Annotated in this window: 13 protein-coding genes; 9 read left to right on the top strand and 4 right to left on the bottom strand. The window is 38.5% G+C overall.

The window, feature by feature from the left end:
- The first annotated feature begins 177 nt into the window (after positions 1-177).
- The gene (locus VCASEI_RS15520) at positions 178-828 is read left to right on the top strand and encodes an SPOR domain-containing protein (protein ID WP_086959850.1); all 651 of its coding nucleotides are present in this window, start codon (positions 178-180) and stop codon (positions 826-828) included.
- Between the two features lie 165 nt (positions 829-993).
- Entirely contained in the window at positions 994-1,992 is a 999-nt protein-coding gene (locus tag VCASEI_RS15515; RefSeq protein WP_170924563.1) for a D-alanine--D-alanine ligase, read from the top strand.
- 31 nt (positions 1,993-2,023) lie between these two features.
- Here the strand turns inward: VCASEI_RS15515 and VCASEI_RS15510 are convergent, their stop codons facing one another.
- On the bottom strand, positions 2,024-2,989 hold the full coding sequence (locus VCASEI_RS15510) for a tyrosine-type recombinase/integrase (RefSeq protein WP_086959848.1): 966 nt from the start codon (positions 2,987-2,989) through the stop codon (positions 2,024-2,026).
- A gap of 132 nt (positions 2,990-3,121) precedes the next feature.
- On the opposite strand from VCASEI_RS15510, the gene yciH reads away from it, so the two are divergent.
- The 3 genes from yciH (at position 3,122) to VCASEI_RS15495 (ending at position 4,906) form a co-directional block, all read left to right on the top strand.
- The gene (yciH, locus tag VCASEI_RS15505) at positions 3,122-3,433 is read left to right on the top strand and encodes a stress response translation initiation inhibitor YciH (protein WP_086959847.1); all 312 of its coding nucleotides are present in this window, start codon (positions 3,122-3,124) and stop codon (positions 3,431-3,433) included.
- Between the two features lie 66 nt (positions 3,434-3,499).
- On the top strand, positions 3,500-4,459 hold the full coding sequence (locus VCASEI_RS15500) for an MATE family efflux transporter (RefSeq protein ID WP_086959846.1): 960 nt from the start codon (positions 3,500-3,502) through the stop codon (positions 4,457-4,459).
- Positions 4,460-4,507: 48 nt separating this feature from the next.
- Positions 4,508-4,906: a cystatin domain-containing protein gene (locus VCASEI_RS15495; RefSeq protein WP_162621088.1), complete on the top strand. Its 399-nt coding sequence runs from the start codon at positions 4,508-4,510 to the stop codon at positions 4,904-4,906.
- Between the two features lie 144 nt (positions 4,907-5,050).
- Here VCASEI_RS15495 and VCASEI_RS15490 read toward each other — a convergent pair whose 3' ends face one another.
- Entirely contained in the window at positions 5,051-5,347 is a 297-nt protein-coding gene (locus tag VCASEI_RS15490; protein WP_089110876.1) for a hypothetical protein, read from the bottom strand.
- Between the two features lie 869 nt (positions 5,348-6,216).
- Between VCASEI_RS15490 and VCASEI_RS15480 the strand changes: the two genes are divergently transcribed.
- Positions 6,217-6,603, top strand: coding sequence for a hypothetical protein (locus VCASEI_RS15480; RefSeq protein WP_319020522.1), 387 nt, complete (start codon positions 6,217-6,219; stop codon positions 6,601-6,603).
- A gap of 223 nt (positions 6,604-6,826) precedes the next feature.
- Complete coding sequence (locus tag VCASEI_RS15475) at positions 6,827-7,414, top strand: hypothetical protein (RefSeq protein WP_089110874.1); 588 nt, start codon at positions 6,827-6,829, stop codon at positions 7,412-7,414.
- Here VCASEI_RS15475 and VCASEI_RS15470 read toward each other — a convergent pair.
- Positions 7,373-8,916 (bottom strand): IS3 family transposase gene (locus tag VCASEI_RS15470; protein WP_110957763.1). Its coding sequence is split into 2 segments (ribosomal slippage): positions 7,373-8,451 and positions 8,451-8,916, totalling 1,545 coding nucleotides; the frame shifts between segments, so codons are not numbered across the junction. The two genes, VCASEI_RS15475 and VCASEI_RS15470, sit on opposite strands and share 42 nt — an antisense overlap.
- A 264-nt stretch (positions 8,917-9,180) precedes the next feature.
- Between VCASEI_RS15470 and VCASEI_RS15465 the strand changes: the two genes are divergently transcribed.
- Positions 9,181-10,748, top strand: a protein-coding gene (locus tag VCASEI_RS15465) for an IS3 family transposase (protein WP_110957768.1) whose coding sequence is annotated in 2 segments (ribosomal slippage) — positions 9,181-9,634 and positions 9,634-10,748 — 1,569 coding nt in all. Because the reading frame shifts where the segments join, the coding sequence is not laid out codon by codon here.
- Between the two features lie 520 nt (positions 10,749-11,268).
- Here VCASEI_RS15465 and VCASEI_RS15460 read toward each other — a convergent pair.
- Entirely contained in the window at positions 11,269-11,601 is a 333-nt protein-coding gene (locus tag VCASEI_RS15460; protein ID WP_086958534.1) for a hypothetical protein, read from the bottom strand.
- 228 nt (positions 11,602-11,829) lie between these two features.
- On the opposite strand from VCASEI_RS15460, the gene VCASEI_RS15455 reads away from it, so the two are divergent.
- Positions 11,830-12,585, top strand: a complete 756-nt coding sequence (locus VCASEI_RS15455; RefSeq protein ID WP_089111074.1) for a thioredoxin domain-containing protein — start codon at positions 11,830-11,832, stop codon at positions 12,583-12,585.
- Positions 12,586-12,937 lie beyond the last annotated feature (352 nt).

Here is a 12,937-nt window from a genome sequence, read left to right as displayed (position 1 = left end):
TCTGTGATCCACCACGATAATTATTCTAACTGTAATTTTTGTCGTTAATAATATGGATATTTAACCGGCAATATTCAATAAATTGACAGACATTTTACTGAGATGTTGGTATGCACCTTGATATTCATTAGTGGCAGGGGCATGATGCATAAATGTTTATAACACTTTGGTCTTTTTATGAAAAAAATAGCAATTATATCTCTTTCCGTGTTGTTTTTAGCTGCATGTTCATCATCAAATTACGATAGCGAAGTGTCAACAGAAACATATCAAGAAAACTATAAGTCAGATGAAGTGCCACAGCCAATCACTACATCTACTGCAGCTCCAATGGAAGAAGATGTACAGCCATTATCTACGGTGGCTTCAACAAAGGCTGGTCAGCCTTCAATGATTGAACCCTCTAATTCGTCAGATACTACTGCGCCTAAAAGTAAGAAAGTGGTTAAGTTGAGCCCTAAAGAAGATATGACATTAGATCAAGCCAATACAAGTGAGGCTTCAGTTCGTGTTTTTTATCCAAGTGACAATAAAATGACTCAGCCGGATACTGATCATTATTTAGTTCAAGTGGCTGCATTGGCAAATGAGAAACATTTGTTATCAACGGCGGCTGATTTACCAAGTAATCAACCAAAATGGGAAAATGTTAAAACAATAAATAATAAAAATTGGCACAGCTTATTGTTTGGCAATTTTGAGACAGTTAAAGAGGCTAAAGATGCGATACTCCAATTACCAGCATCTTATCAAGCAATGGGTCCGTTTGTTAAAAGCGTGAAGTCGATTAAATCATCTCAATATCCAGAATTGAAAAAATTGCCTTAATTAGTACTGCCCTTTAAAACGACGTGAAGTTATGTTCTTTTAGAGGGTTATTCCAACATGGAATGTAATGAATGTGTAGACCAATAATTTATGCTGAATACTGAATCATAAAGCACTATCATTACCTCATCACTTTTAAGTTTCCGTAATAATTAAAGCGTTGAATTGAAGATGAAAAATATTTTACTCTTATGTGGCGGTGGTTCTTCTGAGCATGAAGTATCATTAGTATCAGCTAAATACTTAGAACAGCAATTAAATGTAACGGCTGATTTTAATGTTATTAAAGTAGAAATAACACCACAAGCTTGGCTTGACTCCAATGGGCTGAAAGTTGAATTAGATATCGCTCATTCAAGTTTAAAAGGTAAGCAAATAGAAACAATACCTATTGATTATGTAGTTCCTTGTATCCATGGGTTTCCTGGTGAAACAGGTGATATTCAATCTTTATTAGAAATGGCAGGTATTCCTTATTTAGGCTGTGGTCCTGAAGCTAGTTCAAACAGTTTTAATAAAATAACATCGAAGCTTTGGTATGACGCACTAGGCATACCAAATACACCTTATCGTTTTTTGACTGAAAATAGTGAGAAGTCCCTAAGTCTGGCTCTTCAAGCTTTTGATTTGTGGGGGGCAATCTTCGTTAAAGCAGCCAGGCAGGGTTCATCAGTTGGCTGTTACAGTGTCACTGAAAGGGTGGCAGTAAAAGAAGCCATTCATAATGCTTTTCAGTTCTCTGATCAGGTTCTAATTGAGATGTCTGTTAAGCCTCGAGAGTTAGAAGTGGCTGCTTATGTACTAAATGATGAGCTGAAAATAACTAAGCCAGGGGAGGTTATCGCACCAGAAGGTGTTTTCTATACTTACGATGAAAAGTATAGTTCGGATAGTCATTCATCGACGGTATTAGAAGCTGGAAATTTGTCGGATAATCAGTTGAAGCAGATCGAGCAATACTCTCGAAAAGTATTCACACATATGAATTTGAAAAATTTATCTAGAATTGATTTCTTTTTAACCGATGAGGGGCATCTTTATTTAAATGAAGTGAATACCTTTCCTGGAATGACACCTATTTCAATGTTTCCTAAATTGATGGAATATAATGGGGATAAATTCCATGTGTTTTTAGAGCAAACAATTCGTCAAAGCTTGAGCTAGAAATCATTGCGTTAAAATTGGGATTAATTAGTTAATCCCAATTTTTTATTTTCTTAAATACAAGTTGCTCGGATTCTGAAAATTGATGCTTACCAAGATATTGAGCCGGCATCACTGGGCTGAACCAACGTCCAAACTCTTGTATTTGCCTCAGATCATATCCTTGTTTATAGAGTTCCTGAGTAGCACCTACACGTGTGGATTGCCCTGAAAAGCTAAGGTGTTGAGGCAAATTTAATGTATCACTTGCCCTACGAAAAATACGATAAATTGAAGAATCATTTAATGCTTCAGAGCCAATATTTCCATGTTTATCAATTTTACACAGTAAAAAGCCATCATGGCGAGCTAGCACCAATAGCCACTGATCCAATAACTGACATAATTGTTCAGAAAGTTCATAGGTATTATCACCAATATTTAAGCGTATAGTGTCATTTAAGGTGATGTCTAAATGGCTAATTAATAACGTTCTAAGCTGACCGCGTTTTAACAGACACTCAAACATTAAGTGATAAATAATCAGATCTCGTAAATCTTTAATCGATTCAGAAGAGTTAAAGCGTTCGTTTAATGCTGATAAATGTTTAGATGTAAAAGGGCTGGCTTGAGATGCATCACCTTTTTTCATATTTCTTAGTGCTGAAAGAGTGAAATGTATTTGCCGGTGGTTAGTAGGATCAGCTAGGCGATGTAAACGATGCAGGAGACCAATAGTTAAGCTGTATCGCCTTAATGTAGCGTACTTTCTTTGTTGGCTTTCTTTTTCTAAGAACAGTCGTATTGCTGTAATCGATGCCGGTAGTGGGCTCACATTTTTTTTCTGGCAAAAAGAAACAAATAAATTCCAATCATTAACCATTGAAAGTAATGAATTATGCGCATACTGATGGTGTGTTAAATCATTGAGATTGTCGTAAGTAACTAAGTCAGAAAATAATTCCTGACTTAGTTTTAATTTACATTGATCCGACTCAATGGTAATTAATTTTTTCATTTAACTCTCATCAACGCACTATAACTAAATAAATTATAGCAAATACTTGAACCTTAACCAAATACATTTACTATTAAACTATCTTAGATAGGCTAAAACGTTTTACTTTTAAAATATTAATAAAGGTTTTATATGTCACTTGTATACTCCACTGATGTTGGTCGCATTAAAAAAGATAAACCAGAAGAACAGCGCCCTAAAGGCGATGGTATTGTGAGAATTCAACGAGAGACAAAAGGTCGTAAAGGTAAAGGTGTCTGCCTTGTATCTGGGTTTGATTTGAATGATTCAGAATTGAAACTTGTGGCCGCTGAATTGAAAAAGATATGTGGATGTGGTGGTAGTGTTAAAGATGGTAAAATAGAAATTCAAGGTGACAATAGAGATAAAATAAAAGCTCACCTTGAAAAGAAAAATTATAAAGTTAAGTTAGCCGGTGGTTGATCATTAATTATAATATTGAGAAGCCGAGGAATTTACCTCGGCGTCTTTTTCGTTTGTGAGTGAACAATGAAAGAAAGAAATAGTGCTATTTTTGAAGGTTCTATCAGTAAGGTCTTGTTAAAGATAGCATTCCCGATTGTATTAGCACAAATATTACAATCAGCTTACCAACTTACTGATGCATTTTGGGTTGGACGATTAGGTGCAGCGCAAGTTGCAGCGGTATCTGTTAGTGCGCCAGTTACGTTTTTAGTTATTGCATTAGGTGCCGGGTTGGCAATGGCAGGGGCCACGCTTTCAGCTCAGTACATGGGAGCGGGTAATCAAAAAATGGTTAACCATGTGGCAGCACAAACCATGGTGATGGTTATTATTAGCGCTATCGTATTAGGTTTAACTGGCTATGTTCTATCACCTTATTTTTTGACTCTATTAGGTGTTGATAGCACAGTTTATAACGACGCATTGAAGTATATGCATGTTTCTTTTATAGGGGTTATTTTTGTTTTTATATATGCAATATTTCAATCCATCATGCGTGGTATTGGACAAGTAAAAGTACCGCTTTATATTGTTTTATGCACCGTTATTCTTAATTTTGGTTTAGATCCATTATTTATTTTTGGATTTGGAAGATTTGATGGTTTAGGTGTAATGGGGGCTGCATTGGCAACCTTAGTTACACAGGGAATAGCAGCCTGTATAGGACTCTGGGTTTTCATTCGAGGTCGACATGGTATTCAGCTAGATTTATCTAGTTTTAAGCCTGATTTCTTATACATAAAACGTGCTTTTTTCTTAGGCGCTCCTGGCTCTGTAGAATTATCGGCAAGAGCTTTAGGTTTGATGATAATGTCTTTTTTAGTGGCTAGTTTTGGAACGGTAACTATTGCATCTTATGGTGTTGGATCAACAGTGCTTCAAGTAATAACGATTCCGGCTATGGGATTAGCCATGGCTGTTTCTACATTAGTTGGTCAAAATATAGGAGCAAAAAATATTGAAAGAGCATCAGATTATACTTAATGCTGTGTTAATAGTATTGAACTTTGAATAAATTAAATGGAATTGGATATGTATAAAAAACTTTTTGTAATTACTACTGGAGCATTGGCACTTATGGCATGCAGCTCTTCACCTGAAACAAAAAATACGGCAGAAACAAGTACGGCATCAACACAAGAAGCTGTATGCGAGCCCGTCAAAGCAATGCCTGGTAGTTGGCAACAAGCAGATATTACTCCAGAAGCTAAACAAGCAGCAGTTCTTGCTACAGCAAGTATGGAAGGAGGATATTCATTGAAAGAAATCCAGAGTGTTCAGCAACAAGTTGTCGCCGGTATGAACTACAAAGTTAATTTTACGATTGAAGATGGAGATGCATATTCCACAATCGTATTTAGAAATTTAAAGGGTGAGTACAAGTTGGTAAGTGTTCAGCCTCAAATTTTAGTCGATGAATGTAATCCATAATTTATAATTAATTAGATCATCAGCACTAGACGATAATTAGGTAAATAAATGGAGGCTAGTGCTGATGAGTTTCTTTTGTTTTTATATAACTTCAAGTTACAATGATTTAACATAAGATACATAATGCGAACTATTGGAGCGTTATTATTGGGCGAGTTTCTGCTGTTCCTGGTCAAACATTGGAGATACTCGAATATACGTTAAGACGGTCTGAAGCTCTTCAACCTTATCAAGTAACTCAGAAGTTAAAGCCTCGAATAACTGAGCATTCTTAACTGAACCAGAGTTCACTAACAAGCCTATGTTAGAAATATCATCAGCTAACGATTCTGCATTCTCCAAGCTATAATAATTCTCACATGATTTATTCTTATCCGAACGTGTCATGAATGCATGTGTGATATTGTTATCTTGAGCGGTATTTACGATACTTGTATTCATATGATTAATTCCTATTTTTAACGGTTGGGGTTTATCATCATCTAGGGACGTTGGCGCGTCCCTAGATGCGTTTTAAGAGCACCTAAACTATTTTCTGCGCTCTGATACAGTTCAGCATGTAAACTTTCAAAACTGAACTAGGTGAAGTTTGTGAAGCTTTACAAAGTCTCTTGAATTCCTCTTTAAGCTCAGAGTTACATCTAAAATTGAAATTAGTATCCAATTCATCCGAAAACTCCCTGCTCATTCTCGCCTTTCTGAGCTCTACTGCTTTATCCAAAAATTGAACTAAATCTGTCATATTAAAACCTATTTGTGTGTACATTGCGATTACAAATAAGAATAGCAACCAATAAATGCGATTACAATGTAATCTCAATGTAATTGCAAACTATAATTTTGAGCTTTTTCACACTTCCGTAAGTTACTAATAACAAATAAAAAAATATCGGCTTGTGTCATATTTACACAAGAGTACACTATTAAAGATAGTGTACTCACGAAAATGGGGGGCGCTCCGCTTGCCTCCCCCCATCCCCGTGAGCTGCAATAGCTAAAAGAAGAAAAGCATTCTAGAGGATGAAGGATTTTTCATCTAACTGGTATGTCATTTTTTTAACATACCCCGCTTTGGTGCGATAAGTGGCGGATGTCCACATGCACACTATGAAAGTCATGTGTATATGCAGTAGCTTTAGAATTCAGAGGCGCGGATAAATCAAACCTTAGTTCGCATTATGGGAATTATATTAAACGTTGCTACGCAACCCGCCAGTGCTGCGCAATGGTACTGACGGGCACGCCTTAAACATAATGCCATATACATAATGCGCACTTGGTAACGTGCGCAAGGGTAGCATCCGCATGGCTTGAAAATAGCACCGCAACTATTCCTCAACTCATTGAAATTACTGATAATACCAAGCCGTTACGAAATTGTCATCAACCTAAGTCTTGCATTGGATAAAGCAGGTTTTGTCACCAACACTACGGTCGTAGACTTACTGACCGACAACGCCGCTATTTTTACGGGTGGGGATTTTAACGCATTAGTTAAAGCGGTGACCACTGACCAAAATACTGAGCTGTTATCACGCCCGAACATGTTAATCATGGACAGGGAGCGCGGTTACATTACGGTCGGTCAAAACGTGCCCTTTTTAACCTCAACCGAAGTGACCGACGGCGGCAATGTTATCCAACAAATAGAACGTCAAGATGTCGGGGCGTCTCGCTTGAAGTCGTACCGCATGTGATTAATGGTGAAATAACCGTGTAGGGCGTTCCTGTGTTGATGGACTTCCCTATTTAGGCTCTTTATTTCGCTCTGATAAGATGGAAAAGACACAGCGAGAATTAAGAATAGTGATTAGAACGACAGTTTTATGACACACTTTTATTCATGTTATTGATAACACTTTGTTATTAATGATTATTATGTATAATTCCTGTTCATTAATATTGACAAAGGGATTAATTTTGAACAAATTTAAGTTAATAGGGTTAGCTTTAATTTTTGCAGGTACACTTAATGGCTGTGGATCATTAAATAATACTCTTGCCGAAAAAAGCAAAACGGTGGAATACTATAGAATTTTTGACATCCAAACTGATAGTGATAGAGCTACAGTAATAAATGCTGCAAGCAATGGTCTTGGACAAAATATTAACTCTGCAAATGAATCGACACCAATCCCTAATTTTTCAACTCCTCCAAAGCAATCTGGTCGGTTTCTTTTAGTAAATCCCTTTGCAGGCTCTAATATGGCCTCTTTAGCCGCAGCAAACGGTGTGTCTTTAAAAGTAGCCACATGTGATGGTGCAGTTTGGGTTGCTCAGGCTATTCGTGAGATTCAAGATAGTAGTACATTAAAGTTAACTTCTTGCTTATGGCAATATGAAAATGGATATCATTTAGATGTTTATGCATCGTTTAATAAAAAGACGGGTGGAATAATGCAAATTAGTCGAAGCATGTCTGATGCGATGGCGGTGTTTGTCAAACTAGTTGTCGCGATCACTACGTTATGCACTCTCAGCCTTGACACTATTTTGTTCAGGGTTTAAGTACACTTCTTTTGGTAAATCCCAATTACGGATATTACCGCTCCAGCGCTCAGGGTGAGCATCTTTAGCACCTTGATAAACTTCTTTTCTATTAGCCAATATGTCACCCGCTAATCCTGAATGCCTTTGATGTGGGCTGACGTATTTGATGCCACTATGTTTGTGGTTAAAATTATACCAGTGGCTAAATTTCAACACCCAACTACGCGCCTCATCAATTGTTGAAAACCCTTTATACGGATAGTCAGGGCGATATTTACACGTTTTAAATATCGACTCAGCATAAGCATTATCATTGCTCACCCTAGGACGATTAAAAGACGACACGACACCTAAACTATAAAGTGTTTCAAGCATTGATGAGCCTTTCATTGGGCTTCCATTATCCGAATGCAGTACCAGAGGATTATCTTTAACTCCTTCTTTTAAATGAGCTTTCTTAATTAATATTGATGCATTTTCTGCTGATTCGTCATCATGAATTTCCCATCCAACAATCTTTCGACTAAATATATCGAGTATCAAATATAAATAAAAATGCAGCCCTTTAGCGGGGCCTGGTAACCAAGTAATATCCCAACACCACACTTGGTTTGGCCCTGTAGCACAGTGTGTCGTCGGTACTTTTCTCTCTTTTATCTGACTACGTCCGCGAGCGTTTTGCTGTTTTTCTTCATGAAGAACACGATAATATGTTGATTCAGAAGCAAGATAAATACCCTCATCTGCTAATGTAGGGACGATTTGGCTTGGTGGTAAGCTCTTAAAATCATCGCTATTAACGATGGCTAATATGTTATCTCTCTCTGCTTTTGATAGCTTATTTTTTGGCTCAGGGCGCTGAGATATTGGTCTACCATCTGTTTTTATGTTCCCGTCAACAGTCCAACGTTGATACGTCCGGACACTGATCCCAAGTTCACGGCAAGCTTTAAACTTTGGCGCACCAGAACTCACAGCTTCATTAACTAGTTTAACTGCTTGAATGCGAGCTGAGTCGAGGATCATTCGTCCTCGGCTTCCCCCCAGATCGCATTTGCTTTTTTTCTTAACACCAATAGTGCTGCGGTTTCAGCGAGTGCCTTATCTTTTCGACGTAGCTCCTTTTCTAATTGATTGATCTGTTTTTTATCTTTCTTTGTTTCGGTGGAGAAGGCTTTTTCTTGCTCTTTAACGTTAGCGTTTGCATCTATACACGCATTTCGCCAAGCCGATACTTGTTCCACATAAAGACCTTTGCCTCGGCAATATTCCGCTAACTCAGCTTGATTTAAAGAGGCTGTTTCCAACACGACTGAGAATTTATTTGCTGATGACCACTGCTCAGCATTCTTTCCATCACCTGGCACTAAATGCCCCTTATCAATTGCTTGTTTTCGCCAATTATACAAGGTTGATTCACCAATCCCCATCTCGATTGATAATTGGGCTATTGCTATATTATTTGGAGGCATCATCTTCTGAAGAGCCGACTCTTTGCTTTGCGCTGAATAATGTTTCATTGTTACTCCACGCCCTCTGTTTAATGGTTGAATATTAAGCGCGACAACTAGTCTGACAGAGAGGGATGGTAGGAACATCTGAAGAATGGACGGAGAAAACATTTTTAGATATTGTCAGAGAAATAAGAAAAGAGACTTATGCAAAAATCACTTATTTAGAAGGTTACCCCAAAATGCATGGTACGCCATCCCCCGGTGTCAGGATAGTTGTCCAGATCTTAGATCGCCCAAAAATCCAGTAATGGAGGGCTAACGAAGGACACTATGCCGAGATATTCCGAAGAAAGAAAAGCTGCCATCTTGAAGAAGCTACTGCCACCGCATAACAAAACCATTCCAGAAGTTGCTGCGGAGGATCACATCAGCGAAGCAACGTTATACAATTGGCGTAATAAACTCCGCTCCGAAGGTAAACCTGTGCCAGGTAATCAAAAAAATTCTGAACATTGGTCAGCTGAAGCCAAGTTCGCCACCGTCATCGAAACCGCCAGTTTGTCAGAAACTGAGCTTAGCCAGTATTGTCGCCAGAAAGGTTTGTACCCTGAACAAGTTAAAGCGTGGAAACTCGCTTGTATCAGCGGTGCGGGTCAAGCTGAGCAATCTAAGAAAGCAGAGCAGACAGCGCGTAGAGCGGATAAAAAGCGTATCCGAAAATTGGAAGCAGAGCTGCATCGTAAAGACAAAGCCCTGGCAGAAACGGCGGCGCTATTGGTGCTGTCAAAAAAGCTCAAGGCCTTGTATGGGAGCGACAGCGAGGAGGACTGACTCCTCTCGATATGCGCGAGACATTGCTGGCGCTTTTTGATGAAGCGGTTGCTAATGGCGCGCCTCAGTACAAGGCTGCAGACCTTATGCAAGTTCCACAGCGAACCTTGCGCCGCTGGCGTACGTCACAGGGTCATGTGTTGCCCGATCTTCGTCCTCTGGCTATCAGACCAGAGCCCAAAAACAAGCTGTCAGAGAAAGAGCGTCAGCATATTTTGAATGTCTGCAATGAGGCCGACTATGCCAACTTACCCCCCAGTCAAATCGTGCCAAAACTGGCCGATCAGGGAGAATATATCGCCAGCGAGTCAAGCATATATCGTGTGCTGAAAGATAACGACCAACTGCATCATCGAGGACGGACGAAACCGCCACAGCCTACGACGGAGCCCGCTTCTCATGTGGCGACAAAGCCCAATGAGATCTGGACTTGGGATATCAGTTATCTGCCCGCGAAGGTTCGTGGTCTGTACTGGTACCTTTATATGGTCATTGATATCTACAGTCGCAAAATTGTGGGTTGGGAAGTCCATGACTGCGAATGCGGAACGCTTGCTTCTCAGCTGATTGAGCGAGCCACCTTCGGTGAACGCTGTTTCGTGAAGCCTCATTATTTACATTCTGACAACGGGGCTCCCATGAGGTCACTCACCTTGCGTGCAAAGCTTGATGAAATGGGCATCCGAACGTCCTTCAATCGTCCGGGCGTGAGTAATGACAATGCCTATTCAGAGTCATTGTTCCGTACAGCTAAGTACCGGCCTAACTATCCGGAGCATGGCTTCGAAACGCTGGCAGACGCACGTGAATGGATACTGAATTTTGTAAACTGGTACAACAACGAGCATCACCACAGCGCGATTAAGTTCGTCACTCCAGCAGAAAGACACAGAAACTTAGATACAACAGTGCTGGCGAAGCGACATACTATGTATCAGCAGGCGAAAGCCAAGCATCCTGAACGTTGGGCAAGGGAGACTCGCGACTGGTCACCCGTTGGTTCGGTAACACTCAACCCCAAAAGCGCAGACAATAATGAACATGGCGGTCAAAAAAGAGCCGCATAATTAGAAAATCTGGTCAACTACCTTGAAATCTACCGCCATGGTTAGATTCTGAAGATAATATTTAGTTATATCCAGCTTGCTAGAGTATTAAATTTACAATAATTTAAAAACTATAAATATTATATATTTTGAATTCAATTAAGAATAACAGCGTTCGCTGTTTGGTGATTCTTACGGCTTAGGTATTACGAAAAAGTCAGATCCCGTTAGATCTGGCTTTTTTATATTAAACCTTTGTTAGTATCACCTGTTACAACCCCGTATCGTAATACGGGGTGAAAGTCTCACCTCGTTTTTATCCTACCGATCGCTCTTGCGATTTTTAAAATCCTACGGGATGTCATTAATTCTATTTCTGAATTGATTTCTAACAGCCCTAGCCCTGTTAGAATTTGTTGAGGTGTAGCTCTTTGTCCGGTTGGAGGAGTTAAGAGTCTGATCTTTCTGCATTCGAAAGCCCTCCCACTCACTTTAGAGTGAATCAAGAGCAGAACAATATACTTTTATTTTTGTATAGTCTTTAATCCCAGCGACTAACTTCAATCCTAAGGTATTTTTCTGTGACATCGTAACGAGTTGATTTATTTAAATACGATTTTAATTTATTTTTCGCAATTTTACATATCTTTGGGCTTCCTATGTGAGTAATCCTTTTTAGTTGAGCGTATTTTCTGTCTATGTGTTGCATCGTTAACATAAGTTGGCATTCACCCTTTAGGTTTGCTTTTGAGTTACTTACTGCTGATTGCGCTTTATTTTTATAAAACTTTGCCGCTTTATATCGCTTGCTATCATCATAGGCATAAGCGGAATGGCTAGCTATGAGTAAAAGTAAAATTATCATTGTTCTCATGTAGTAAACCTTAAATTTTCATCTTGTTATCAACATCCCATGAAACATGTTGCTGGACTAGAGCACAGTTAATGTATAAATCCGTCAAGCTCATAAATACTACAAGTTTCATTACTACATAAAAATATACGATCAATGTAAGCAAGTTAATTGAACTAATTTAAATGAGGTAACTCATAATTAATTAAGCTATTTTAATTGTTTAAAATAAGACCTGGTAGGATATGTATGAAAAAACTCGCTTTACCTATTATTATTGCCTTTGGTTCACATAGTGCATTCGCAGATACAACATTTACCCCTGAACAAGAGGCTAAGATAGGTGAAATTGCAGCCCAGTATCTGGTTGATAACCCGGAGTTTTTGGTTAAAGCTAGCCAAAAATTACAGCAACAACAATTAGAGCAGCAAGCTGATATTCAAAAATCAGCGGTTCTATCTAATAAAGATGCATTGTTAAATGATAAAAATACGCCATTTACTGGGCCCAAGGATGCAAAAGTAAACGTAGTTGAGTTCTTTGATTATCAGTGTATATATTGTGCTCGTCTCTCTCCGACTATTGAGAAACTTCAAAAAAAATATCCTAATGTAAGGTTTATTTTTAAAGAAACTCCTATATTTGGTAACCGATGGGAGCCATCGAAATATGCGGCACAAATAGGACTTGAAACATTTACACAGAAAGGTTCCTCTGCATATGAAAAATATCATAATGGTATTTATGACAGTGGATTAAACGAAGGGCAGCTGACCAAAGACGTGGTTGATGCCAATGCAAAGTTGGCAGGTGTTGATTTGAATAAGTTTAAACCGACAGAAAATTATCAGAAAAACCTCCAATTATTTTCACAATTAGGGTTTAAAGGAACACCAGCTTTAGTTGTCATGCCTACCTCTGGTGCTTCAATTGATAATACTTATATTATTAATGGCGCAGATGTCGCTAGTTTAAATAAAGCCATTAATAGCTTAATGAATTAAATATAGCTAATTAAGGCAACACTTAAGCACAACCATATCGGTTGTGCTTTTTTTAGCCCACAATAAGTGACAGTGTGACAACACTCTTACTTAACACCTTGATGAATAGACACTCAAACCAGCAAAAATATTAAGGATACAGTTTTGTAATTTACTTACACTTTGTGAATAACCTGTTTGTAAGTATGAAGTGTTTGCCGTGAAAACATTGAGATTTTAAACAAAAAAATATAAGCATTTAAATTCAAATACTTAATTAAAGCCATGAAGATCAACTCACATTGCAATGTTTAGTGTGAATAATAAACAAAAAAAAGCCCGCTATTTATTAGCGGGCTTAGCTGAATTCGAA

The organism is Vibrio casei (assembly GCF_002218025.2).
GTDB lineage: Bacteria > Pseudomonadota > Gammaproteobacteria > Enterobacterales > Vibrionaceae > Vibrio > Vibrio casei.
This window is presented reverse-complemented; position numbering and strand designations above follow the sequence as displayed.